The following is a 24,622-nucleotide window of genomic DNA, read 5'->3' on the forward strand; positions in this document are numbered from 1 at the left end:
TTTAAAACGTAAATTATAAAATGATAGAAAAAGGAAGATAAAATGATACAAAATTCTAAAATAGGAACATTAGAAGTTGTTACTGGAAGCATGTTTTCAGGAAAAAGTGAGGAACTTATAAGAAGGCTTAGACGGGCTGAGTATGCGAAGCAGAAAATTGTGGCATTTAAGCATTCAATTGATAATAGATATGGGGAAGAAGGGGTATTTTCGCATGGGAATGACAGTTTTAGGGCTTATCCCGTGAGTGATGTTTCTCAAATGGAAGAAATTATGGAAAAAAATGTTGATGCGGAAGTAATTGGAATTGATGAGGTGCAGTTTTTTGGGGAAAAAATAGTTGAGTTTTGTAAGAAGTATGTGGAATATGGGAAAAGAGTGATTGTCGCAGGGCTTGATATGAGCTTTAGGGCAGAGCCTTACGAGCCAGTGCCAGAACTTATGAGCATTGCCGATCAGGTGGATAAGCTTCACGCAATTTGTATGGTTTGTGGAAAGCCTGCTTATGCGAGTCAGCGTCTTATCAATGGGGAGCCTGCTTATTATGACGATCCGCTGGTTATGGTCGGTGCGAATGAAAATTACGAGGCAAGATGCCGAAGGCATCATATTGTAAGGCATAGAACTGATAAAAAAGGAAAAATATATTTTGTAGTTGGAACAGAAATTAACGTTGGCAAGAAATTTGTTGAAAAAATGTATGAAGAGCAGCTATTTGAAAATAAAAAAGTAACAACAATAGTTATAAAAGGGCAAATGGAGGAAAATGAAAAAAGTGATTTAATAAATTTACGTGAAAAAATAAATTTGGCATTAGCTGAAAACGATTATATCTTTGTTAGAATTACTGGCGGACTTTTGTTAAAGCTGGAAGGAAGCTACAGTATTCTCGATTTTATGTGTGAATTTAGAAAAAATTCAGAAGTTATCATTGTTTCAAAAAATAAAAAAGGTGTACTTAACCAGATTTTATTAACAGTGGATTTACTAAAAAAATCGGATTTGAACTTGAAAGAAATTGTCTATAAGAACGGGAGTAGTCACGCTGGCGAAGAAAAGGAAGAAAATGGTGTTATTGAGAAAATATCGAAAATAACGGAAGTTAAATATAGAGAATTGTAAGATTTAAATTAACTTATTTAATAATGAATATTCTGAGTTGTTTATACAAAAAAATATATATTATACAAAATGAAAAACAATATAAAAAATTAGATATAAAAATAATGAGAAAAAAGGAGAAATATGAGCAGTATTTTAGATGAATTAAATGAAGAGCAGAGAAAAGCTGCAGAAAAAATAGAAGGGCCTGTATTGATACTGGCTGGAGCGGGAAGTGGTAAAACACGGACAGTTACTTATAGAATCGCACACATGGTAAAAGAAATAGGGATTTCGCCGCTTAATATTCTGGCACTTACTTTTACGAATAAGGCGGCAAGGGAGATGAAGGAAAGGGCTGCGGCACTTATTGGACATGAGGCGAATAATCTTGTAGTTTCTACATTTCACTCGTTTTCGGTAAGACTGCTTAAAACTTATTCTGAAAGAATTGGATATGGGCGAAATTTTAATATTTATGATGTGGACGATCAGAAATCGATTATTACAAAGATAAAAAAGGATATGGGAATTAAGGATAATGATGGTGTTCAGCCGGGAAAACTTGCAAATAGAATTAGTAAATTGAAGGAACAGGGGATAGGAATTAAGGAGCTTGAACGTGAAATTGATATGAGAATTCCTGCGAACAGGCTTTTTGGTGAGATTTATCAAAAGTATGATGAAGTTTTGAAGGCAAATAATGCGATGGATTTTTCAGATTTGCTTTTGAATGCGAGAAAATTGCTGGATGATGCTTTTGTTTTGGAAAGAATACAGGAAAGATATCAGTATATTGTGGTGGATGAGTATCAGGATACTAACGATATTCAGTATGAAATGATTAATCTAATTGCAGCAAAATATCGAAATATCTGTGTCGTAGGAGATGAAGATCAGAGTATTTATGCATTTCGTGGGGCAAATATTAATAACATTCTGAATTTTGAGAGAGATTATAAGGAAGCATTTACAGTAAAATTGGAAAGAAATTACCGTTCTACAAAAAAAATACTGGATACAGCAAATGAGCTTATTAAAAATAATAAAAGCTCAAAAGGGAAAACACTTTGGACAGATGGTTCTGATGGAGAAAAAATCAAGATTTATAATGCAATGACTGTTTATGATGAAGCGGATTTTATTGTGACAGAGATGAAGAAAAAGAAAAGAGATGGTGCCGATTACAAGGATATGACGATTCTGTACAGGACGAATGCACAGTCAAGAGTTCTGGAGGAAAAACTGCTGTCTGCAAATATTCCTTACAAAATTTACGGCGGGATGCAGTTCTTTCAACGTAAGGAAATAAAGGATATTTTGGCATATTTAAGCCTTTTAAATAATAAAAATGATAATCATAATTTTTATCGTATAATTAACGTTCCAAAACGTTCGGTGGGCGAAAAGACTCTCGAAAAAATACAGGAAGTTGCAAATGAAAAAAATATTTCGATGCTTGAAGCGCTTCACTACATTGATGAAATTCCTGTAAGAGCAGCTACAAAACTGGCATTAAAGGAATTTTACAATTTAATGCAAGGCATTTACTCAAGTCTTGAAGAAATGTCAATTAAAGAAATATTTGATGAAATTCTTATAAGAACACGTTATATTGACTCAATTGAAGACAATAAGGAAGACAGAGTTAGAAATATTGAGGAATTGTTAAACAGTATTACTGAAATTGAAAAGCAAAATCCAAGTATGTCCTTGAATGAATATCTTGATATGATTTCATTAAGTTCAGCGACTGATGAAATGGAAGATGATGAAAATTATGTAAAACTTATGACAATTCACAGCTCGAAAGGACTGGAATTTGATTATGTATTTCTTGCGGGAATGGAAGACGGGCTGTTCCCATCAATTTCTTTTGATGCTCCTGAAGAAGAGCTGGAAGAAGAACGTAGACTTTGTTATGTAGCGATAACTCGTGCTAAAAAAGAACTATTTATTTCTTATTCTTCATCAAGAAAAATTTGGGGAAAAGATGATAATTTACGTCGTCCATCAAGATTTATCTACGAAATGAAGCAAGACAATCTGGAATATGTGGGCGGAAAATATGCAAGCCTAAAAGGGCAATCTTCAGCTCCAAGAAGTTTTACACCGAAAATAGAAAACTTTAATCCATTTTCTAAAGATAAACTGGGAACATTTGGTAAAAAATCAGGTTCTCAAACAACTTCAAATGTGAATTCTAAATATAAAGTTGGAGATGTGGTTAATCACAAGAAATTTGGACGTGGAAAAATAAAAAAAGTGGATACCAAAAGCATGATTGTTGAATTTATGGTTGGAGAAAAGAAAATAGCGTTAGTGCTGGCAGATAAAATTTTAGAAAAATAAAAAAATCTTATTACAGTAAAAATCTTTTTGTTTAATTCAAAGAGGTTTTACTGTATTTTTTGTATGTTTTCAAAGAAAAAAGAGTTATAATTGAATATACAAATAAAAAAGTATAGGGAAGGAGAGTATGATTTTTACGTAACTTGAAATTATCATACAAAATAAAAATGAAAAATTTAATACTATCGACAGATTCTTATAAAATTACTCATCCATTTCAATATCCAGAAAATATGACGTATATGCACGATTATATCGAAAGTCGTGGTGGCTTGTACGGATATGTAAAATTTTTTGGACTCCAATATTACTTAATGGAATATTTAACAAAAAAAATTACAAATGAAATGATAGATGAAGCTAAGGAAATTTGCGAATTGCATGGATTGACATTTTTTGAAGAGGGATGGAGGTATATTGTAGAAAAACTGGACGGGAAATTGCCACTTAGAATTAGAACCGTTCCAGAAGGCAGTGTTGTAAAAAATCATAATGTGCTGGTTACAGTTGAATCAACTGACAAAAATGTGCCTTGGATTGTGGGATGGGTGGAAACATTGCTGTTAAAAGTATGGTATCCAATTACAGTTGCGACATTTTCATACAAGGCAAAACAGATTATAAAATACTTTTTAGAGGAAACAAGTGATAATGTGGAGTCAGAATTGAAGTTTAAATTGCATGATTTTGGTTATCGTGGTGTTTCCAGCGAGGAAAGTGCCGGAATTGGTGGAATGGCTCATCTTACAAATTTTTATGGAACAGATACCTTAAATGCACTTGTCTTTGCCCGTAAATATTATGATGAAAAAATAGCCGCTTACAGTGTGCCTGCTTCTGAACATAGCACAATGACTTCATGGACTCAAAAATATGAAAAAGAAGCATACGAAAATATGCTTGATAAATTTCCAAAAGGAATTGTTTCGATCGTTCTTGACAGTTATAATTTTTTTAATGCGGTAGAAAATATTATCGGAAAAGATTTACGTGAAAAAATATTGGCAAGAGATGGAATGGTTACAATACGTCCAGATAGTGGAGACGCAATTACAAATATTCTGTTTGCGCTTGAAAGTTTGGAAAAGAATTTTGGATATACGATAAATTCCAAAGGATATAAAGTAATTAATAAAGTCCGTATTTTACAAGGTGATGGAATTAATGAAGATACAATCTGGGATATTTATAAATCTTTAAAGGATAACAAATATTCTGCCGAAAATGTTACTTTGGGCTGCGGAGGATCTCTTTTGCAAGGAAATGAAAAATCTAGCATTAACAGGGATACTCATAAATTTGCCATGAAATGTAGCTGTATAAAAATTGGAAATGAAGTTAGAGATGTTTACAAAAATCCTGTTACAGATAAAGGAAAAGTCAGTAAAAAAGGACGGCTTGACTTGATAAAAAATAAAAATGGAGAATTTGAAACAGTAAATATTTCAGATTTACCTGAAAATCAATATCATGAAGATTCCGTAATGGAATGTGTTTTTGAAAATGGAAAAATTTTAAAAACATATACTTTTGAAGAAGTAAGAAAAAATGAAAGTTTATTGTATAATCCAAGTTTAATTAGAGAAGTATCAAAATAGAAATGATAAAATTAGATAAAAATAGTTTAAATTAAAACTGTAAAAATCATACAATTTAAATTTTTACAAACAACAGATAAATTACGAAAGAAGGAAAAAAATGAAAAAAATATTATTATTAGGAGCAATTACAGTAGTTTTGGCTGCCTGCGGAAATAAACCAAAAATAGAAAATGAAATAGGAAAGGCAGGACAGAATGCAGAATATACACAATATTTGGATACTTTAAAAGCTGATAATAATTTAAAAATTACAATGGGAAAAGTTCCAATAACAATAGTTGGAAAAGAATTAAAAGTTGGCGATAAAATAAAGGAAGTACCTCTAGTAGTGAATACAAAACTGGAAGAAAAAAATATTTTTGAAGATAAAAATATAAAAGTAGTTTATACAGCGCCATCGCTTGACACAAAAGTTTGTTCATTGCAGACAAAACAGTTAAATGAAGCAGCAAAAACTCATACAAATGTGAAATTTTACTCGGTAACAGTTGATACTCCGTTTGCACAGGAAAGATTTTGTACTGCCAATGAAATTAATGGATTAAAAGCAGTTTCTGATTTTAAATATCATCAATTTGGTATTCAAAATGGATTTTTCATAAAGGAAAAAGGTCTTTTAACAAGGGCACTTATGATTCTTGATGAAAATAATACTGTAAAATATATTGAATATGTTTCTGAAGAAGGAAAAGAAGCTGATGTTGAGAAAGCATTGAAATTCTTGGAAAATAATCTGTTAAAAAAGTAAAAATTTTGAAAATATAAAAATATGAGGTATAATTAATAAAAATGAATCTTCTGGAGGTAAAAATGAAAAAAATTATTTTATTATTGTTAGTTGTTTCAGCTGTTACATTTGCTGCTCCTGCAAATAAAAATAGAAATCAAAACTTGAATACAACTGTTCAAAATAGTAAAAAAGGAGAAACAGCACAGGAAGCTTGGGAAAGAGTAAAACCTGAGATTAAAATACGGCTAAATAAAATTTCAAAAGATTTGGTCGCAGGAAATTATAAAGCAAGTTTTGATGAAATGCCAGAAAAATTTTTAACATACTTGGCTAAAAAGGGATCTATGTCTGTAAATGAACTTAAAAATCTAACTATAAAAACGATGAGTAAACTAACAGATAATATGAAAATAATTGAAAATACCTATGATTTTGAAAATGTTAAAGTAGGGAAAACTGAAACAGGAAGAAATTATGCAATCATACCAACCAAAGTTACAATAATTTATAATGGACAAAAAATAAATGGCGAAGGAAAAACAATGGCATTTGAGGATGGAAATAAATGGTACATTATCAATTATGAAAAAGAGTATATGATTTTCTTAAAGGATGTGTATCCAGATTTAGCTAAAATAAAATAGAAATAATGAAAAATAGACTTGGAGGCTAAATGAAAAAAATAAGAATATTATACTTAATTGCAATTTCTATAGCAATCTTTACAGCCTGTGGAAATAAATATAGCGTTGAAAATTTGAAAAAAAACAATAATCTTTTAAAAGAAACAGTCCAAAAATGTAAAATAAAAAGAGATGAAAAAATCTGTAAAAATGTAGAAAAAGCACAGAGTGAACTGGCATTAGAAGCTTGGAATAAAGTAAAGCCTGAAATTGAAGCAAAGTTAGATAAAATATCAAAAGAGTTGTTAGCTGGAAATTTTACGACAAGTATGGAAAATGCACCTGAAAGATTATGGGAATGGGAAGCAAAAAATGCTTCAACAACACCTCAAAAAGCAAAAGAAATAACATTACAACTATTGATGAATGCTTTAAAATATATAAAAATTGAAAAAGTTGAATATGATTTGAAAAATGTAAAAATAGGACAGACAAATACTGGAAGAAATTATGTAATTATACCGACAAAGAGTATAGTTTCTGGTCAAGGAAAAAAAGTAGAACTGAATCAAAAATCTTTGGTGTTTGAGGATAAAAATAAATGGTATATAGTAAATATTAACGAAAGAAATAAACGCATCTTAAAAGAATTGTATTCTGATTTTAAAGACGTGAATATTGATTAGTCAATTTTATAAATAGAATGAATAGTAAAAAATACTGGGGAGCAATTTTGCTGAGAATCAAACCCATATAACCTGTACAGATAATGCTGTCGGAGGGAGTATTTTATATAAAATAAGAAATAATTTTAAAGTTATTTTGTATATCTTTTTAAATTATTTTAGAAAATTTATAGAAATATAGAATCTCCTTGTGATAAGGGGATTTTTTTATATAAAGAAAGTTTAGATAAAAAAAGTTTTAGAGAAAGGAATGATAGATTATGGAAAGAAAAGAAATTAATGCGAGTATTGCAATTCAGGTATTACCAAATGTTGTGGGAAATGAGGAAATTGTAAGAGTTGTTGATGAAGTTATTGAATTTATTAAAAGCAAAGGGTTAAAAATGAATGTTGCTCCATTTGAAACAACGGTAGAAGGGGATTTTAACGAGCTTATGGAAATTGTGAAGGAATGTCAAGTTGTGGCTGTGAAGGCAGGGGCTGAGGGCGTAATGTCGTATGTAAAAATAAATTATAAACCGAAAGGAGATATTTTAAAGATTGATGAAAAAATTTCAAAATATAACAGATAAAATTGCACCAAGTATTATTATTGCTATATTGCTGATGATTTGGCAAATTTTGTCAATGGTGAATATTATTCCAAAATTTATGTTGCCATCGCCATTTGAAGTCGTAAAAGCGTTTGTTTTGGATTTTCCGCTGCTTATGGAACATACAAAAATTACTTTGCTTGAAGCATTTTTGGGACTTGGTCTGGGAATAATTTTTGGATTTGCCGTGGCGGTTATTATGGACAGGTTTGAATATGCATATAAAATGATTTATCCTGTTTTGATAATTAGTCAAACAATACCTACAGTTGCGATTGCACCGCTTTTGGTACTTTGGCTGGGATATGGAATATTGCCAAAGATTACGCTTATTGTTATGACTTCATTTTTTCCAATAACTATTGGGCTTCTGGATGGATTTCGCTCGGCTGACAAGGATATGCTGAATTTGTTAAAAACGATGGGAGCAACGCCATTTCAGAATTTTATTCATGTCAAATTGCCAGGCTCATTAGGATATTTTTTTGCAGGGCTTAGAATTTCGGTTTCATATTCTATAATTGGAGCAGTTGTGGCAGAATGGCTTGGTGGATTTAGCGGGCTTGGAGTTTATATGACAAGAGTCAGAAAATCATATTCATTTGATAAGATGTTTGCAGTAATTTTTCTTATTTCTGCAATAAGTCTGCTACTTATGTATCTTGTAAAAAAAATACAGAAATGGTGCATGGTTTGGGAAAAGTAAGTTTTTATCTTTTGCTAAAAAAGTTTATAATAAATTTATTGTTAAAAAAAAACAAAAAAACAAAATAAAAAGTGAAGAGAGGTATAAAAAATGAAAAAAATTTCAAAAATTTTAATTTTATGTTTAATCTTGGTTTTGGCTGTTTCGTGTGGAAAATCTAAAAGTAATCAGAAAATAAAAATCGTACTGGACTGGGTGCCAAATACTAATCATACGGGGCTTTATGTGGCAAAAGACTTGGGGTATTTTAAGGAAGAAGGAATGGATGTGGAAATTGTGCAGCCGCCTGAAGGGAGTACAACGGCACTTATTGGAGCTGGAGGAGCAGAATTTGGAATAAGCTTTCAGGATACATTGGCAAAATCGTTTGCAAAGGAGAATCCTGTACCAGTAACTGCTGTTGCGGCAATTCTTCAACATAATACATCTGGAATTATTTCATTAAAGAAAAAAGGAATAGATTCGCCAAAAAAACTGGAAGGTAAAAAATATGCCACTTGGGAAGATAATATTGAGCAGGCTATCTTGAAAAAATTAGTAACAGATGATAAAGGTGATTTTTCTAAAGTAAAATTAATCCCTTATACTATAACAGATGTTGTAACTGGCTTAAAGACTGATGTTGATGCTGTCTGGGTTTATTATGCGTGGGATGGAATTGCTACAGAAAGGGCAGGGCTTCAGACAAATTTTCTAAAAATTCGTGACTATGGAGAAGAACTTGACTATTACAGCCCTGTAATTATCGCGAATAATGACTTTCTGAAAAAAAATCCTGAAATTGCAAAAAAAGTTTTGAAGGCAATAAAAAAAGGGTATGAATACGCAATGAAAAATCCAGAGGAATCAGCGAAAATCTTGGTAAAAAATTCTCCAGAACTTGATATAAACCTTGTAACAGCCAGTCAAAAATGGATTTCTAAAGAATATCAGTCTGATGCAAAGGAATGGGGAATAATTGATGCAAGCCGTTGGAACAGATTTTATGAATGGCTTTACAAAAATAAGGCTGTAGAACGTGAAATACCAAAGAATTTTGGATATAGTAACGAGTATCTGAAATAAAAAATTTATCAAAAGGAGAAATATTAAGTGAATAAAGACAAAAAGCTTGAAATAAAAGGTATTTCCATTTCTTTTGAAAATAAAAAAGTTTTGGAAAATGTTTCAATTGATTTGTATGAAAATGAGCTGGTTTGTATTTTAGGAGTAAGTGGTGCTGGGAAAACAACGTTATTTAACATTATTGCAGGACTTTTAAAGCCTGATTGCGGAAATGTGAAAATGAATGGAGAAGATATAACTGGAAAATCTGGAAAAATAAGCTACATGCTGCAAAAAGACTTGCTTTTATCTCATAAAAAAATTATTGACAATGTGGCACTTCCACTTGTGATAAGGGGTGAAAATAAAAATAAGGCACGGGAAATTGCAAAGCCGTATTTTAAAGATTTTGGATTGGAAGGTACGGAAAATTTGTATCCAAGTAAACTGTCAGGCGGAATGAAACAAAGAGCGGCATTGCTTAGAACATATTTATTTTCCAGCGAAGTTGCTCTTCTTGATGAGCCTTTCAGTGCATTAGATGCCATTACAAAGCATAAAATTCATAGCTGGTATCTAAACATAATGAACAAAATTAAGATGTCAACTTTGTTTATTACTCATGATATTGATGAGGCGATACTGCTTTCCGACAGAATTTATATTTTGGCAGGAAGTCCAGGTAAAATTGCTGCACAAATAAATGTTGACTTGAAAAATAGTCAGAGCAAGGGCTATAATAATGAAGAAGTTATAATGTCTGAAAAATTTATTCAATATAAACGTGAAATATTGAAATATTTGTAAACTTTTTAAATTTGATTTTGAAATGATTTTACTATATAATAAAATAAAATATTGAAAGGAAGTTTGAAAAAATGGAAATAAGACATGTAGTAAATGAAGGATTTTTTATATTTGGAGAAAATGGAGATGAACTTGCAAAATTGACTTATAGAAAAGAAGGGGAAAAATTGTATTTTGAATCGACAGTCGTATCTTCTGAATTGCGAGGGCAAGGGATTGCAGGAAAATTATTCGATGCTGGTGTGAAATATGCAAGAGAAAATGGGTATAAAATTGTGCCAATTTGCAGCTATATTGTGAAAAAATTTGAAAGTGGAGAATATGATGATTTAAAAGCATAATTTATTGAATTTTTTAGAAATTATGCAGATTTGGAATTGAAGAAAATATTTTAAATAAATTTACTTTAAAAAGAAGCTTCAAGTAAAGTGTGTGGAAAGAAGGGAATTTGAATGAAATTAGGAATTGTTGGTTCAGGGATGATTGTTCAGGAATTTTTGCCTAGTCTTGTTCGGTTGGAAGGGCTGGAAATCGTGGGGATACAAGGGACAAAAAAGAGTATTGGAAAAGTTGAGGAAATTTGTGTAAAATATGGTATTTCGAAATTTACTGATGATTTTAACAAACTTTGTGAATTTGGAATTGATACTGTTTATATTGCTGTTCCGAATTTTTTACACTTTGAATATTGTAAAAAAGCATTGGAAAAAGGTCTGAATGTTATTGTTGAAAAGCCGATGACAACTAATTATAGACAAGCTAAAGAATTGTCAGATTTAGCAAAGGAAAAAAAACTATTTTTATTTGAAGCGATAACGACACTTTATTTTGAAAACTATAAAAAAATAAAAGACTGGATTGGGAAAATCGGAGATGTGAAACTTGTTCAGAGCCAGTATAGTCAGTATTCCAGCAGATATGACGCTTTTAAGAGAGGAGAAATTCTGCCTGTATTTGATCCTGAAAAAGCTGGAGGAGCATTGATGGACTTGGGACTGTATAATTTACATTATGTTTTAGGACTTTTTGGAAAGCCTGAAAATGTGAAATACTATGCAAACATTGAGCGAAATATTGACACGAGCGGAGTTCTTATGATAGAATACAAAAATTTCAATGCAATGTGTGTATGTGCAAAAGATAGTGAAGGAAAAAGAATAGGCATGATTCAAGGAAGTGAAGGGAAAATCATAAGTGAAGAAGCACCATCACTTGTCGGAAAAGTCACATTAAAAATGTATGATGGAACAACAGAAAGCTTTGATGATGGATTTTCAAAAGATAGAGTTGTGCCTGAATTTAAAGCATTCATTCGTGCATTAAATGAAAATGATTTGGAATTTTGCTACAGACAACTGGAAAAAAGCCTGCTGGTAAGTCAAGTGCAGACAAAAGCTAGACTTGGGGCGGGTATTAAGTTTCCGCAGGATTAATAAAAGGGGGGAGCTTTTTAATCAAGAAATTCAAAAAATTACTGCTTCAAATCTAAAAAAATTAAACATGGCTAGAAAAACATTTAGAAGAAATAATAGAATACGAATTGATAGAAAAAGAAAGGCAGTAATTGGTAAAAATCAATTATAATGGTGAAAAGAATGGAAAAATATAAAAAATTTTGGGAATCTGTGGATATAGAATATACTGAAAAAGAAGGGAAGAGAAAAGAGAAAAGCAAATATTATACAAAAGAGTTGCTTGAGAAATATGGAGTAAGAAAATATGTTAATTTAGTATTAGATTATGAATTGATAGCATTTAATCCACTACTTCGTTGTAAAAATATTGACCCAGAAACGAATGAAGAAGGCAAGTCTTTATTTTTTGAATTAGATTTTAGTGATGAAATGTATGAAAATGGAAGAAAAAAATTAAGATGGTACTCCGAAAAAATTCATAAGAAGAAATATGGAAAAGATGCTAAAAAAATTGAAGTAAACTATGAAGAGGATAATTATATACCAATAATAAGTGGGGAATCTTATGCCTATATGTATATATCAAAGGCATCAAATAGGATAGTGCAGTATTCTTCATATTCAGATTTAGAGGATGAAAGTAAAGGAGTTTATTGGAAATGGGTAAAATTAGCAGAAAATTTTGATGAATTTATTGAAAAACTGTATGTAGATCCAAAAGACAATAAAGAAATGTCTAAGGAAGAAAAAGAGCAACTGACAAAATTTGTTGATGGACTGCTGGAACAATTGGATGAAGAAAGATAGGAGATGATAGAAATGGATAGACAAAAGCATTTGGAAGAAATACTGGAGATAGAAGATTGTGAAGTGAGGGAAGAGGAAAGCTACTATTATGACGATGAGTTTATAGAAAGTTTGGGAATTGAAAAAGAAGAATACAGAGATATGGTTAAAAAATATTCTGAAATTTATTTTAAGGAAACTGTATATATACCCATTGATGATGAAAATATAAATGATAAATTTATTTCGTATTTATATTTTGATGATGAAACAGTTGAGAGAGGAAAAAATCTGCTTACGGAATTTGATGAGATGGAATATGAAAAAAATCCTAATTTAAAAAGAACATATTTTTGGAGAAACAACTATGTGGCAATAGGTGCAGATGAAGATGAGTACATATTTATTTCTAAAGAAACAAAGGAGATTTTTATGTATTATTTTGCTGATGATATACATAAAATTTTTACTGAAGGAGGAAATAGGGAAAAATGGAAATGGATAAAATTAGGAGATAACTTTGATGAATTTTTTGATAAATTGTATTTAAAAAAATAATGGATATACTTTAAAAGTATGCTCGAACGTCTCTAATACCTAATTAATCAGGATGAATCTTTGATTTTAATAGAATAGTTGCCTTTTAATTGGTTATTAAAGCGGTTTGAGGATAAAATTTCTTAAAATTTAAAAAATAAAATAAGGAGAGAAAATGGATAAAGAAAAAGTTTCAATAATTGTGCCAATGTACAATGCAGAAAAGTTTATTGGAAAAACAATAGAATCAGTGCTTTCACAGACTTATGAAAATTGGGAAATGCTTATTATGAATGATGTTTCAACAGATAACAGTCTTGCAGTTGTAAATGAATATGCAAAAAAGGATGATAGAATAAAGGTTTTGAATACTGAAAAAAATATGGGTGTTGTAAAAGGGAGAAATCATTTGATTGATTTGGCAATTGGGAAATTTATTGTATTTTTGGATGCTGATGATTACTGGCACAGCCAAAAATTGGAAAAGCAGATACAATTTATGAAAGAAAAAAATGCAGGCATAAGCTGTACAGAGTACACGAGAGTTAAGGAAAATGGCGAAAAAATCAATGAAGTTGTAATTAAACCAGAAATCTCTTATACTGATATGCTGAAAAATAATTATCTAGGCTGTCTTACAGTTATGTATGATGTGGAAAAAGTCGGGAAGCGGTATTTTAAGGAACTGGAGAAAAATGAGGATTATGTACTTTGGCTGGAGATTGTGAAAGATGTGAAAACAATTTTTGGACTCAAGGAAAATTTGGCTTATTATCGAGTGCTGGATAATTCCCGTTCGAGCAATAAGGCTAAAACGGCAAAAGTTCGTTGGGAAATTTATCGAAAAGTTGAGAAATTACCGTTTTTGAAGTCAGTTTATTATTTTTTACATTATGCAATCAGGGCTGTACTAAAAAGTAAATAAAATATTTTGGAAAAAGGAAATGTAAATAAAAAACTATGTATTAAAAGCTTTTTTGAAAGAAAAGTAAAATAAAATATTTTTTGACACACAGAAAAAAATATGCTAACATATAGAAAAGTGAATAATTTGGATGAAGGTATGAGGAGAGATTTTGTCTCATTTATAAATTTTTTAAATGTAGAATAAAACACCGAAGAAGTAACTCTTTCAGGTAAAAGGACTCATAGTGGACGAGCCTCTGGAGAGACTGTCTTAAATGACGGCACCGAAGGAGCAAAGGAATATTTATTCCCTAAACTCTCAGGTAAAAGAACAGAGAATGATACATATAAAATTATGGATTTTATATTTCTTTTTTAATATAAAAGAAATTTAAAGAGGTTGTCTTGACTTTATTTAAGTAAAAGACAGCCTTTTTCTTTGATTTATAATAAGATTTGTATTAAAACGCTTTAAACTTTTCTATCCATTCTAAAATTCAGAAATAAAAAACGAAGGAGAAGGATTTAGATGTTAGAAATTATTAAAAATTTTAATGAATTTTTTTGGGGAGTTATTTTAATTGTTTTGTTAGTTGGAACAGGAGTATTTTATACATTTCGGCTAAAATTTATTCAAGTTAGGGAGTTTAAAAGCGGTTTGAAACAGTTGACGAGCGGATTTGATTTAAGCGGAGAAAAGGCGGATAATAATGGAATGTCGTCGTTTCAGGCTTTAGCAACAGCTATTGCGGCACAAGTTGGAACAGGAAACCTTGCAGGAGCGGCAACAGCGATTGTATCAGGAGGACCGGGGGCAATATTCTGGATGTGGGTAAGTGCATTTTTTGGAATGGCAACTATCTATTCAGAAGCTGTATTAAGTCAGATTTTTAAACAGAAAAAAGATGGAGAAATGACAGGAGGCCCAGCATACTACATTGAAACATTATTTAAAGGAGGAAAAGTGGCCAAATTTCTGGCAGGATTCTTTGCGGTTTCATGCGTACTGTCTTTAGGATTTATGGGAAATGCGGTTCAGGCAAATTCTGTAGGAGATGCTTTTCATAATGCTTTTCATGTTCCGACAGTTATAACAGGTATATTTTTGGCAATTTTATCTGGATTTATATTTTTTGGAGGAGTAAAAAGAATTGCTTCCGTTACTGAAAAAATAGTTCCTATTATGGCAGTTCTTTATGTTGTAATATGTCTGTTCATTATTGTGTTAAATATTGGAAATGCAGGTTTGGCATTTAAAGCGATTTTTGTGAATGCTTTTTCGACAAAGGCAGTTTTAGGTGGATTTTTAGGAATGGGGATAAAAAAGGCGATAAGATTTGGAGTGGCAAGAGGGCTATTTTCAAATGAGGCTGGAATGGGATCAACTCCGCATGCTCATGCAATTGCAAAGGTTAAAAATCCTGAAGATCAAGGGCATGTTGCAATTGTCACAGTTTTTATTGACACTTTTGTAATTTTGACATTATCAGCACTAGTAATTTTGATTGCAGATGGAAAAGCAGATGGAACTGGGATTTCATTGACACAACAGGCGTTTCACGCAGTATTGGGGCATTTTGGAGTGATTTTTGTTGCAGTTGCATTATTCTTTTTTGCGTTTTCTACTATAATTGGATGGTATTTCTTTGGGGAAGCTAATGTGAAATATCTCTTTGGTAAAAAAGCGCTTAATATTTATAGAGTTTTAGTAATGATTTGCATAATTGCCGGTTCACTTCAAAAAGTTGATTTAGTGTGGGAACTGGCTGATATGTTTAACGGACTTATGGTAATTCCGAATTTGATAGCATTGATTGGATTGCATAAACTGGTGGTCGAGGTTACGAAAAAGGATCCGCTTTTAAAGGATTAGATAGTTAACAAAAATACTCAAACTGTAAAAATGTATGAAGTCTGCAGATTGAGTATTTTTTATTTGTACTTAAGAATATTTAATTTCAGGAGATCTGGCTTTAAGAAATTTTAAACATAATAAAGAAATCTTAGTAAACAAGGACAATAAATATAAATTAAGGAAAAATTCTATTTTTCAAAAGTATAAATTCCAAGCCTGTTATTAACAATGTAAAAAAGTGGAATAAGTAATTTTTTCCAGCCAGGAAGATGTAATTTCATTTCATCAGTAAAATTAATAAGTCCAGTTTGCTTTAATTTTGGATTTAATTTTACAACTTCACTTCCATCCTTTACTCCCCATTTAAAAGTTGCGTTCATATTTTTTAGTACATCGTGATGTTTTGTCGCTTTTACTGTTCCTTTGTAAAGCAAGTCAAACTGAGCTTCAAAAGAATCAAAACTGTCAGTCAGCATTTCCAAAAACTCTTTAATCTGTTTTTCCTCAAAATACATGAGAACACCTTCTGAAATGATAAGCAGTTTTTTACCATTTAACTTAATTTCCTTAGTCCAGCTCGAATCAAATGCCGATTTTGGAATGTCAGTAACCCTTTCGCTAGGCTCAAAAAATAATTTTCTTTCTTCAATTACTTCAGGCAAGTCAAGGTTATACCATCGTATTTTCCCATTGTCAACTCTTAAAAATCGTGTATCAAGACCGCTTCCTATGGATACAATTACACAATCTGGATACTTTTCCATAAATTTTTTACTTGATTGTCCATGACTTTTGCACGTGACAGAATTCCATAGTATGAAGCCCACGCCTTTTCAAATTTTGAAAAATCATAATCCAGCTGTGAAAAAATCTCGAAAGATTTTTTGTCATTTAAAATTGGATTTTTGCTGTTAGCATCTTTTGCACGTGCATATAAGGTAACAAGCATAGTTTCAGAAACATTGTCAAGTTTTATTCCCATAACACGTTCCTCCTTATCACAAAAAAATTTGATTATCAAACTATCTAATAGAATTATACCCGCATTTATTCAAAATGCAAGTTTTATTTAAAAAATAAAAATAGTTATTAAACTGTTAAAGTCATATAAATTTGGTGTTTGAGACCAATAAGTATAATCGTAAGACTATTTATATAAAGGAAAATTGATTGAAAAATAGCCTGAATTATGTTAAAATTAGTTATATTTTTATTGAGGGAAATTGATAAATTTGGAGATTTATAAATGGTAAAAAATAAGGACAGATTTTTTAATTTTGATATTTTAAAATGTATTGCAATTAGTATGGTTTTATTTATTCATATTGTTGCAAGCGAGCTATATAATTATGGTAAAATATCTGGAAATAGATGGATGATGGCAAATATTATAGATTCATTTAGCAGAATGTGTGTACCGATATTTGTTATGGTTAGTGGATTTTTTCTGTTGAGAAAAGACGAGAATGTGAAAATATTTTTTAAAAAAAGATTTGCAAAAATTTTGCCTAAGTTTTTTGTATATTCTGTTATTTTTTTTATATTTACAATAATTTTTAAAGATGTTAAGGATAATGAATTATTTTCAGTTTTTTTTAGAAAATCAACTTATAAGACCATAATTTCGATTTTTTTCCAGAAAGAAAGTTATAATAATTTTTTTTCAAACTTTTTTCAAGGGAAAATTTACTATCATTTGTGGTATATTTATATGATATTATCGCTTTATTTGATAACTCCGTTTTTACGAAAAGTTGTAGCAAAAGTCGATAGAAAAAGTATTAATTATCTAGTTTTTGTGTGGATAATATTTATGATTTTAGTACCATTTCTAAATGTGATTTTTAAGAAAAATATAAAAATATATTCTCCAGCTGGGCAATATGTCGGTTATTTCTTAATTGGCTATTTACTTGCAGAAAAGCCTTTGAATATGAAAAAATGGCAAAAATACACAGTTTTTTTTATAGCAGTGTCATTAACTGTCTTTTTAACGTATATATTTACAAAATCAAGTGGAAAATTTTTTGACTATTTTTATGATTATCACTCAGTTAGTGTATTTATAGCCACAGTTTTTCTTTATGATTATATTGTAAATGTTTTTGATGGAGAAAAAGTTTTAGGCAAAGTAAAAGGAATTATAAAGCCTGTATCAGCAAAAACTTATGATATTTATTTAATTCATCCGATTTTTTTATTTTTTTGTGAAAGAATATTAAAATCTAGAATGAATTATTTTTTATATATAATTATTACGTTTTTAATAGTATTTTTGCTATCATTTTTTACAAGCGAAATATTAGATAGAATATATAATTTTTTAGCTGGAATGAATAAATGGAGGGAGAAATATGGCGGAAAAAAAGACTAGAAATAGAAAGCCTTTGCCAATAGGGGTGTCTGATTTTAAGGAAATTGTAGAAAATAATTATTATTATATTGATAAAACAAAGCTAATTAAAGATATTTTACACTACAGGGCAAAAGTAAACTTGTTTACACGTCCAAGAAGATTTGGAAAAACCCTTAATATGTCAATGATTAAATATTTTTTTGATATAGAAAATAAAGAAGAAAATCGAAAATTATTTGACGGATTAAATATTTCTGAAAGTGAACACATGCAGGAGCAGGGGCAATATCCTGTTATATATATAAGTTTTAGGAACATGGAAGAGGTTAGTTGGGAAAATTCTCATATTGCAATTAGACAATTAATAAGTAATATGTATGATGAATTTAAATTCATAAGAGAAGAAATGGATGAAAGAGAATTATTTTATTTTGATAATGTCTGGTTTAATAAAGATATAGTAGATTGGAAAGGCTCATTGAAGGCGTTGACAAAATATTTGTATGAATATTATGGGAAAAAAGCTGTTGTGCTAATAGATGAATATGATACGCCGATAATTCAGGCTTATCAGGAGGGATATTATAAACAGGCAATTTCTTTTTTTAAGAAGTTTTATGGAGATGCAATGAAGGATAATGAATATTTACAGTTTGGAATTATGACTGGAATATTGAGAATTGCAAAAGAAGGAATTTTTTCAGGGTTAAATAATTTGAAGGTAAACAATATCTTTAGTGAAAAATATTCAGAGTATTATGGACTTACTGAAAATGAAGTTGTTGAGGCTGTGAAATATTATGGGCTGGAATACGAGATGGAAGATGTCAGGGAGTGGTATGACGGTTATCAGTTTGGAGAAACTGAAATTTATAATCCGTGGTCGATTATTAACTTTTTGGATGAAAAAAAATTACGTCCCTATTGGATAGGCGTTTCAGGAAACAAGACAATATATGATTTATTAGGAAAAGCGGATAAAAAAGTAATAGAAGATTTGGAAAAACTTTTTGTGGGGAAAACAGTTTATAAGGCAATAAATGAGTATATGGAATATGTATTTAATGCAAGTGATATATGGGAATTATTTTTGTACAGCGGATATTTGACAACTGATGGCGAGAAAAAAGGGGAACTCTATCCGTTAAGGCTTCCGAATAAAGAAATACAGACTTTTTTTAGAAAAATTTTTATAGATAGATTTGTTGGAAATTATACACAGTTTTCAAATATTGTAGAGAATTTAAAAAATGGAAAAATAGAAGAGTTTGCAAAAGGGCTTCAAGATGAGATACTTTCCTCACTTAGTTATTTTGACACGGAAAAAGATGAAAAGTATTACAAAATATTTTTAATTGGAATATTTATAATACTTGCAAATGACTACATTAGACTATCAGAAAGAGAAAGTGGCTATGGAAGGGCAGATTTAGTTTTAGAGCCTAAAAATAAAATAAATCCAGCGTACATATTTGAATTTAAAGTTGTAAATAATGAAGACGAGCTGGAAAATTATGCAAAAACTGGATTTGAGCAGATAAAAGAAAAAGAGTACGATGTGGAATTAAAAAATAGAGAAATAGATAAAATTGTCTGTGTTGGACTCGCGTTTTATAGAAAAAAACTTGAAATGAAATATGAAATAATGAAGTAAAATTATAATTAACTATTATTCAGAAAGAATAAGGCAATAGGTGTTAAGTTGCTGAATGTATATTGTAAAAATGGAATTATAAGTTATTAACATTTAATTTTAAAGAAGAAAAATAAAAAAGGAAGTGTAATTTAGAATGGCAGTAAGCGGAATGAAAAAAAATTATTCCTATTTGTTTGGGATATTGACAATTGTGACGTATTTTATAGGATTATTACTTGTAAATCGTGGACTTGGATTTACAAATGTGGCTGTAATTGTTTGTTCAATGATAATATATTATGTGGCAAATGTATATAATATGACTGGAATCTACAGATTGAGGGATATTATAATTATTGTTGGAATTAATTTTATACTTGTTGTAATTACAGCGTTTTTACGGATTTTTATTGTAAATGAAGCAATAATTCTGTTTGGGTTGATTACAATGTTTCAGATTATATATCGTTATATTATAATTGTAGGACTTTCAGAGCGAAAAAGAGTTGTTTTTGTTGGAGAAAATGGATATACAAATGATTTGTTGGAGAGTATAAAGAAAGACCGTCAATATAAATTATCGGACTTTCTAAAAGAAGAAAAAAATTTGAGTTCTTTGACAGAAAAACTGTTAACTTTATGTGAAAATAAAAAAGTTGACATAATCGTTGATTTTACAAGCAATCTTTTATACGATACTAAACTTGTGGATAAGCTTTTACAGTACAAACTTGGTGGAATGCAATATTATAACTATTTAGAATTTTATGAAATGTATGAGAATAAATTGCCAGTTTCAAACTTGAGTCCAAAATGGTTTTTGGAAAATACAGGATTTGAAATTTACTACAACAGTTTTAACTTGAAAGCCAAACGTATTCTCGATATAATTTTTGCACTTTTAATCGGAGTTTGTGTAATTCCAATTATGATTATTGCTGCAATAATAATAAAACTGGAATCGAAAGGACCGATATTCTTTATACAGGAAAGAATTGGTGAAGGAAATAAGCCGTTTAAAATAGTAAAATTTCGTTCAATGACAACTGATGCCGAAAAAGATGGACCAAAATGGGCTACAAAAAATGACAATCGTGTCACAAAATTTGGTAAATTTATGCGTCTTACAAGAATTGATGAATTGCCACAACTATGGAATGTGCTACGTGGAGAAATGAGCTTTGTAGGACCACGTCCAGAAAGAGAATTTTTTATAAAACAGCTGGAAAAGGAAATTATGTACTACAATTTAAGACATACTGTAAAACCAGGACTTACTGGCTGGGCACAAGTTATGTATCCGTATGGAGCAAGCATTGAAGATGCTTACAGAAAATTGCAGTATGACTTGTATTATATAAAAAATCATGATATTTTGTTTGATATGAAGATATTGTTAAAGACGGTTACGATTGTAATTTTTGGAAAAGGGAGATAATGATTTTAAATTTTTGAGAGAAGGTAATGAATGTTATTTTTTACATTTATTAATGGAGTCATGAAAATGAAAAAATTTATTTTAATTACTTTGATTATCTTATTTGTTTTATTCGTCCTGCTTTATGTAATAATATTCCATGATTATAAAACTTCTGAAAAACAAAAAATTTATGGTGTCTCAGTATAGTGATAAAAATAAAACTATAAATACTTTTTGTACAGATTATTATCATCTTGGAAAAGTTTATATTGAAAACGGAATTGAGCATAGTGAAACATTAAATTTACGAAGAGTAGATAAAAACAAATGGATTGGAAAGTATTATAAATCAACTAATGAAATAGGGGTAGAAACAGAAATTGTATATGAAAATGAAAAATATTATGATTCTAAAACAGGAAAAGAAATAAAAGATTTTATACCGTATTTTCAAAGTGACATAATAAAATATGATGAATTGGAGACAACAGAAGAAGTAAGTATGGGAATTATATCAGATTATACCCCAAATGAAGGATATTTTCGTGGAAAATATTTAGATAAGAAGTCATTCAAGGAATTTTTAAAGATTCAGATTGGAATTTAGAAGGAGATATAAAAATAGATGTATATTATCAAAGTATAGAGCCATTATATTATCAAATGCGACTTGAAACAGAAAATGGTGAGTTGGTTTTAGGTGAAAAGTGTAGGTATATAAAATAAAATTTTAAGGAGAAGTATCAGAATGAAAAAATTTATTATAATTACTTCAATTATTTTAACAATTTTATTTATCCTACTTTACATAATAATATTCTATGATTATAAAACTTCTGAAAAAACAAAAAAATTTATGGTATCTGAATATAATGATAAAAATAAAACTATAAATACTTTTTGCAGTGATTATTATGAATTTGCAAAAGCATATAATAAAGATAAGGATAAATATTATGAATCAATGAATTTGAGAAGAACAGGGGGAAATATATGGACTGGAAAATATTATAAATCAATCAATGAGGTAGGGATAGAAACAGAAGTCGTATATGAAAATGAAAAATATTATGATTCTAAAACAGGAAAAGAAATAAAAGATTTTATACCGTATTTTCAAAGTGACATAATAAAATATGATGAATTGGAGACAACAGAAGAAGTAAGTATGGGAATTATATCCGATTACACTCCAAACAAAGGATATTTTCGTGGAAAATATTTAGATAAGAAGTCATTCAAGGAATTCTTTAAAGATTCAGATTGGAATTTAGAAGGTGATTTGAAAATAAACGTGTATTATCAAAGTAAGTGGACTCTTTATTATCAGATGGAGATAAAAACTGAAAATGAAAAATTACATTTGTGGGAAAGTTGCAGATATATAAAATAAAATTTTAAAAGGAAATGATATGAAAAAAATGACAATTTCATTGCTATTATTGATTTTAGTATCGTGTAAACCTAAAAATTCTCAAATTGTGATAGAAGCACTGGAAAAAATGTATCAAAATAAGCAAAATATAGAGGAATTTTGCGAAGAAAATCGGTATAGTTTGTTGATTAGTTATTTTAAAAATAATAAAAAGTACAGTAAAAAAATAAGTTTATCAAAAATAGGGAATGGAATTTGGGAAGGTGAGTATCAAGTAAATGAGAAAATTACAAAAATTAAATATAAAAATGGAATTTTTTATGATTTAGAAAATAAAAAAATAAAAGAACTAGAAAATTTTAAATTATTTTTTCAGACAAATACCATAAAAAAGAATGAAATTAAAATTTTGAGTGAAGTTGATAAAAAAGATTCGATGTTTTCCGCATTATTTGGAGAATACAAAGATAAAAATTCGATAAGTAATTATATTAGTCAGTTTGAAATAAAAGAAAATTTTGAAAAAATAAAAATATATTCACAAAATAGAGGAGGAACTATGGGGGAGATTGAATTTATAGATTCTAAATCGAAAACAAAAATTGTAGAAACTTGTGGATATGTGTATTGAGGCATAAAACGGAGAAGCTGTAGATGTATATGAAAAAAATACTAACAATATTAATAATTATATTATTACCGATATTTTCATTAATAATTTATTTTATATACAATGAAATGAAAATATCAAATGAAATTGCAAAAATAGAAGAAAATATAGAAAAATTATATAAAAAAAATAAATTGGATGAATTTTGTGAGAAGGATTACAGGCTGGAAATTCGTAAAAATAATTTTTTGATGAAATTGATTTTGGAGAAAAAAAATAATGTTTGGGAAGGAAAGTATAAATTAAATGATAAAATTTTTGATATTGTATATAGAAATGATAAATTTTATTATAAAAATACCGAAAGAGAAATATCAGAATTAAAAGATTTTAAATTTTATTTTCAATATGGTAAGATTGATAAGGAAAAGTTAAAGGATATGCACTTTTTTAACGCTTTTTTGGCTCCAAAAGATTCATTTTATTATAAAGATGGGATAATCGGGAAGTATATTGAACGTAAAAAAGTAAATTTTGATAGTAAAGAAACAGAATATATTGCAGAAGATACTTCAACTATTTATATTCGTTATGATGTGAATGATGGAAAAAGTAGTGTTGTAATTGAAGAAATTGGAGAAAATATTAGGGAAGAATGTGGCTTAGTAGAGGAAAATATGATAAAATTACATTAAATAAAAAAGAGTTAAAAAATTAGGAGAGAAAAGATGTACTTAAAAGCATTGGAGCTGACAGGGTTTAAATCGTTTGCAAATAGGACTGTTGTGGAGTTTGACAATGGGATTACCTCGATTGTTGGACCTAACGGGAGTGGAAAGAGTAATATTTTGGATGCGATTTTGTGGGTTTTGGGAGAGCAAAGTTATAAAAATATACGGGCAAAAGAGAGTTCGGATATTATTTTTTCTGGCGGGAAGAATAAGAAGCCAAAGTCTATGGCGGAAGTCAGTCTTATTATTGATAACGGAGATAGATATCTGGATGTAGATTTTTCAGAGGTTAAGATTACTCGAAGAATTTTTAAGACAGGGGAAAATGAATATCTTATAAATAATAAGAAATCTAGGCTTAAAGATATTCATAATCTTTTTATGGATACTGGGATTGGAAAACAGGCTTATTCTATAATTGGACAAGGGCGTGTGGAGAGAATTATTGGATCTTCGCCAAAGGAATTAAAGGAAATTATTGAAGAGGCGGCGGGAGTAAAGAGGGCTAAAATTGAAAAGGAAGAGTCTGAGAAAAAGCTGCAGGACTTGAAAAATGAAATTGAAAAAATTGAATATGTAGAAAAAGATTTAAAAAAACGTGTTGATTATTTAAAAAATGAGCAGGAAAAAGCTAGACTTTTTAAAGCATACACAAAAAAAATTGATGTACAGCGGTTTATGATTCTTGAATACAATGTTAATGAAAAACTTCATTAAAATATGAATATGAGGAAAAAGTCAGGAAATAAAGG

At 29.6% G+C, this 24,622-nt stretch carries 24 protein-coding genes, 1 pseudogene and 3 riboswitches; of the genes and pseudogenes, 24 read left to right on the forward strand and 1 reads right to left on the reverse strand.

Features of this window, described 5'->3' with window-relative positions; genetic code table 11:
* Nucleotides 1–42 precede the first annotated feature (42 nt).
* The 16 genes from FVE75_RS11670 to FVE75_RS04345 all read left to right on the forward strand — a co-directional run bounded on the left by FVE75_RS11670 (nt 43) and on the right by FVE75_RS04345 (nt 15,760).
* Nucleotides 43–1,122, forward strand: coding sequence for a thymidine kinase (locus FVE75_RS11670; RefSeq protein WP_147005359.1), 1,080 nt, complete (start codon nt 43–45; stop codon nt 1,120–1,122).
* 123 nt (nt 1,123–1,245) lie between these two features.
* The gene (locus tag FVE75_RS04275) at nt 1,246–3,453 is read left to right on the forward strand and encodes an ATP-dependent helicase (RefSeq protein ID WP_147005360.1); all 2,208 of its coding nucleotides are present in this window, start codon (nt 1,246–1,248) and stop codon (nt 3,451–3,453) included.
* 167 nt (nt 3,454–3,620) lie between these two features.
* A complete protein-coding gene (locus FVE75_RS04280) occupies nt 3,621–5,051 on the forward strand; it encodes a nicotinate phosphoribosyltransferase (RefSeq protein ID WP_147005361.1) in 1,431 nt (476 codons plus the stop codon).
* Between the two features lie 100 nt (nt 5,052–5,151).
* The gene (gene tpx, locus FVE75_RS04285; RefSeq protein WP_147005362.1) at nt 5,152–5,802 is read left to right on the forward strand and encodes a thiol peroxidase; all 651 of its coding nucleotides are present in this window, start codon (nt 5,152–5,154) and stop codon (nt 5,800–5,802) included.
* A 62-nt stretch (nt 5,803–5,864) separates the two neighbouring features.
* A complete protein-coding gene (locus FVE75_RS04290) occupies nt 5,865–6,428 on the forward strand; it encodes a hypothetical protein (protein WP_147005363.1) in 564 nt (187 codons plus the stop codon).
* Between the two features lie 29 nt (nt 6,429–6,457).
* Entirely contained in the window at nt 6,458–7,093 is a 636-nt protein-coding gene (locus FVE75_RS04295) for an EexN family lipoprotein (protein WP_147005364.1), read from the forward strand.
* A 25-nt stretch (nt 7,094–7,118) separates the two neighbouring features.
* A riboswitch (TPP riboswitch) is annotated at nt 7,119–7,208 on the forward strand.
* A gap of 145 nt (nt 7,209–7,353) precedes the next feature.
* Complete coding sequence (locus FVE75_RS04300) at nt 7,354–7,665, forward strand: thiamine-binding protein (protein WP_147005365.1); 312 nt, start codon at nt 7,354–7,356, stop codon at nt 7,663–7,665.
* Entirely contained in the window at nt 7,637–8,392 is a 756-nt protein-coding gene (locus FVE75_RS04305) for an ABC transporter permease (RefSeq protein WP_147005366.1), read from the forward strand. The genes FVE75_RS04300 and FVE75_RS04305 overlap by 29 nt, the downstream gene beginning before the upstream one ends.
* Nucleotides 8,393–8,482: 90 nt before the next feature.
* Nucleotides 8,483–9,457 carry an ABC transporter substrate-binding protein gene (locus tag FVE75_RS04310; RefSeq protein WP_147005367.1) on the forward strand — a complete coding sequence of 325 codons (975 nt, stop codon included), beginning with the start codon at nt 8,483–8,485 and terminating at the stop codon, nt 9,455–9,457.
* Nucleotides 9,458–9,484: 27 nt separating this feature from the next.
* Nucleotides 9,485–10,243, forward strand: coding sequence for an ABC transporter ATP-binding protein (locus tag FVE75_RS04315; protein ID WP_147005368.1), 759 nt, complete (start codon nt 9,485–9,487; stop codon nt 10,241–10,243).
* 71 nt (nt 10,244–10,314) lie between these two features.
* Nucleotides 10,315–10,584 carry a GNAT family N-acetyltransferase gene (locus tag FVE75_RS04320; RefSeq protein WP_021743146.1) on the forward strand — a complete coding sequence of 90 codons (270 nt, stop codon included), beginning with the start codon at nt 10,315–10,317 and terminating at the stop codon, nt 10,582–10,584.
* A gap of 111 nt (nt 10,585–10,695) precedes the next feature.
* A complete protein-coding gene (locus FVE75_RS04325; RefSeq protein ID WP_147005369.1) occupies nt 10,696–11,676 on the forward strand; it encodes a Gfo/Idh/MocA family protein in 981 nt (326 codons plus the stop codon).
* Nucleotides 11,677–11,838: 162 nt separating this feature from the next.
* Nucleotides 11,839–12,465 carry a hypothetical protein gene (locus FVE75_RS04330; protein WP_147005370.1) on the forward strand — a complete coding sequence of 209 codons (627 nt, stop codon included), beginning with the start codon at nt 11,839–11,841 and terminating at the stop codon, nt 12,463–12,465.
* A gap of 12 nt (nt 12,466–12,477) precedes the next feature.
* Entirely contained in the window at nt 12,478–13,002 is a 525-nt protein-coding gene (locus FVE75_RS04335) for a hypothetical protein (protein ID WP_147005371.1), read from the forward strand.
* A gap of 154 nt (nt 13,003–13,156) precedes the next feature.
* Complete coding sequence (locus FVE75_RS04340) at nt 13,157–13,906, forward strand: glycosyltransferase family 2 protein (RefSeq protein ID WP_147005372.1); 750 nt, start codon at nt 13,157–13,159, stop codon at nt 13,904–13,906.
* A 130-nt stretch (nt 13,907–14,036) separates the two neighbouring features.
* A riboswitch (glycine riboswitch) is annotated at nt 14,037–14,139 on the forward strand.
* A gap of 3 nt (nt 14,140–14,142) precedes the next feature.
* Nucleotides 14,143–14,224, forward strand: a riboswitch (glycine riboswitch).
* A gap of 192 nt (nt 14,225–14,416) precedes the next feature.
* Nucleotides 14,417–15,760: an alanine/glycine:cation symporter family protein gene (locus tag FVE75_RS04345; RefSeq protein WP_147005373.1), complete on the forward strand. Its 1,344-nt coding sequence runs from the start codon at nt 14,417–14,419 to the stop codon at nt 15,758–15,760.
* Between the two features lie 170 nt (nt 15,761–15,930).
* Here FVE75_RS04345 and FVE75_RS04350 read toward each other — a convergent pair.
* A pseudogene (locus tag FVE75_RS04350) lies at nt 15,931–16,724 on the reverse strand (class I SAM-dependent methyltransferase).
* 264 nt (nt 16,725–16,988) lie between these two features.
* On the opposite strand from FVE75_RS04350, the gene FVE75_RS04355 reads away from it, so the two are divergent.
* The 8 genes from FVE75_RS04355 (at nt 16,989) to FVE75_RS11820 (ending at nt 24,587) form a co-directional block, all read left to right on the forward strand.
* Nucleotides 16,989–18,116, forward strand: a complete 1,128-nt coding sequence (locus FVE75_RS04355; RefSeq protein WP_147005374.1) for an acyltransferase — start codon at nt 16,989–16,991, stop codon at nt 18,114–18,116.
* Nucleotides 18,097–19,752 (forward strand): AAA family ATPase, encoded by a 1,656-nt coding sequence (locus tag FVE75_RS04360; RefSeq protein WP_147005375.1) that lies wholly within the window; start codon nt 18,097–18,099, stop codon nt 19,750–19,752. The genes FVE75_RS04355 and FVE75_RS04360 overlap by 20 nt, the downstream gene beginning before the upstream one ends.
* Nucleotides 19,753–19,888: 136 nt before the next feature.
* Entirely contained in the window at nt 19,889–21,172 is a 1,284-nt protein-coding gene (locus FVE75_RS04365) for an exopolysaccharide biosynthesis polyprenyl glycosylphosphotransferase (RefSeq protein WP_147005376.1), read from the forward strand.
* A 139-nt stretch (nt 21,173–21,311) separates the two neighbouring features.
* A complete protein-coding gene (locus FVE75_RS04370) occupies nt 21,312–21,761 on the forward strand; it encodes a hypothetical protein (protein WP_232052633.1) in 450 nt (149 codons plus the stop codon).
* A 141-nt stretch (nt 21,762–21,902) separates the two neighbouring features.
* A complete protein-coding gene (locus FVE75_RS04375) occupies nt 21,903–22,547 on the forward strand; it encodes a hypothetical protein (protein WP_147005378.1) in 645 nt (214 codons plus the stop codon).
* Between the two features lie 19 nt (nt 22,548–22,566).
* A complete protein-coding gene (locus FVE75_RS04380; RefSeq protein WP_147005380.1) occupies nt 22,567–23,160 on the forward strand; it encodes a hypothetical protein in 594 nt (197 codons plus the stop codon).
* 29 nt (nt 23,161–23,189) lie between these two features.
* The gene (locus tag FVE75_RS04385) at nt 23,190–23,834 is read left to right on the forward strand and encodes a hypothetical protein (RefSeq protein WP_147005382.1); all 645 of its coding nucleotides are present in this window, start codon (nt 23,190–23,192) and stop codon (nt 23,832–23,834) included.
* 33 nt (nt 23,835–23,867) lie between these two features.
* Nucleotides 23,868–24,587 carry an AAA family ATPase gene (locus FVE75_RS11820; RefSeq protein ID WP_232052634.1) on the forward strand — a complete coding sequence of 240 codons (720 nt, stop codon included), beginning with the start codon at nt 23,868–23,870 and terminating at the stop codon, nt 24,585–24,587.
* Nucleotides 24,588–24,622 lie beyond the last annotated feature (35 nt).

It is taken from the genome of Leptotrichia hongkongensis (genome assembly GCF_007990635.1).
Lineage (GTDB): Bacteria > Fusobacteriota > Fusobacteriia > Fusobacteriales > Leptotrichiaceae > Leptotrichia > Leptotrichia hongkongensis.

Excerpts from the sequence above, each read along its gene's own strand:
- FVE75_RS04280 (WP_147005361.1), top strand. The coding sequence starts at position 3,621 with ATGAAAAATTTAATACTATCGACAGATTCTTATAAAATTACTCATCCA.
- FVE75_RS04325 (WP_147005369.1), top strand. The coding sequence starts at position 10,696 with ATGAAATTAGGAATTGTTGGTTCAGGGATGATTGTTCAGGAATTTTTG.
- FVE75_RS04385 (WP_147005382.1), top strand. The coding sequence starts at position 23,190 with ATGAAAAAAATACTAACAATATTAATAATTATATTATTACCGATATTT.
- FVE75_RS04310 (WP_147005367.1), top strand. The coding sequence starts at position 8,483 with ATGAAAAAAATTTCAAAAATTTTAATTTTATGTTTAATCTTGGTTTTG.
- FVE75_RS04335 (WP_147005371.1), top strand. The coding sequence starts at position 12,478 with ATGGATAGACAAAAGCATTTGGAAGAAATACTGGAGATAGAAGATTGT.
- tpx (WP_147005362.1), top strand. The coding sequence starts at position 5,152 with ATGAAAAAAATATTATTATTAGGAGCAATTACAGTAGTTTTGGCTGCC.
- FVE75_RS04290 (WP_147005363.1), top strand. The coding sequence starts at position 5,865 with ATGAAAAAAATTATTTTATTATTGTTAGTTGTTTCAGCTGTTACATTT.
- FVE75_RS04320 (WP_021743146.1), top strand. The coding sequence starts at position 10,315 with ATGGAAATAAGACATGTAGTAAATGAAGGATTTTTTATATTTGGAGAA.
- FVE75_RS04370 (WP_232052633.1), top strand. The coding sequence starts at position 21,312 with ATGATTATAAAACTTCTGAAAAACAAAAAATTTATGGTGTCTCAGTAT.
- FVE75_RS04305 (WP_147005366.1), top strand. The coding sequence starts at position 7,637 with ATGAAAAAATTTCAAAATATAACAGATAAAATTGCACCAAGTATTATT.
- FVE75_RS04360 (WP_147005375.1), top strand. The coding sequence starts at position 18,097 with ATGGCGGAAAAAAAGACTAGAAATAGAAAGCCTTTGCCAATAGGGGTG.
- FVE75_RS04295 (WP_147005364.1), top strand. The coding sequence starts at position 6,458 with ATGAAAAAAATAAGAATATTATACTTAATTGCAATTTCTATAGCAATC.
- FVE75_RS04275 (WP_147005360.1), top strand. The coding sequence starts at position 1,246 with ATGAGCAGTATTTTAGATGAATTAAATGAAGAGCAGAGAAAAGCTGCA.
- FVE75_RS04300 (WP_147005365.1), top strand. The coding sequence starts at position 7,354 with ATGGAAAGAAAAGAAATTAATGCGAGTATTGCAATTCAGGTATTACCA.
- FVE75_RS04375 (WP_147005378.1), top strand. The coding sequence starts at position 21,903 with ATGAAAAAATTTATTATAATTACTTCAATTATTTTAACAATTTTATTT.
- FVE75_RS11670 (WP_147005359.1), top strand. The coding sequence starts at position 43 with ATGATACAAAATTCTAAAATAGGAACATTAGAAGTTGTTACTGGAAGC.
- FVE75_RS04330 (WP_147005370.1), top strand. The coding sequence starts at position 11,839 with ATGGAAAAATATAAAAAATTTTGGGAATCTGTGGATATAGAATATACT.
- FVE75_RS04365 (WP_147005376.1), top strand. The coding sequence starts at position 19,889 with ATGGCAGTAAGCGGAATGAAAAAAAATTATTCCTATTTGTTTGGGATA.
- FVE75_RS11820 (WP_232052634.1), top strand. The coding sequence starts at position 23,868 with ATGTACTTAAAAGCATTGGAGCTGACAGGGTTTAAATCGTTTGCAAAT.
- FVE75_RS04340 (WP_147005372.1), top strand. The coding sequence starts at position 13,157 with ATGGATAAAGAAAAAGTTTCAATAATTGTGCCAATGTACAATGCAGAA.
- FVE75_RS04345 (WP_147005373.1), top strand. The coding sequence starts at position 14,417 with ATGTTAGAAATTATTAAAAATTTTAATGAATTTTTTTGGGGAGTTATT.
- FVE75_RS04380 (WP_147005380.1), top strand. The coding sequence starts at position 22,567 with ATGAAAAAAATGACAATTTCATTGCTATTATTGATTTTAGTATCGTGT.
- FVE75_RS04355 (WP_147005374.1), top strand. The coding sequence starts at position 16,989 with ATGGTAAAAAATAAGGACAGATTTTTTAATTTTGATATTTTAAAATGT.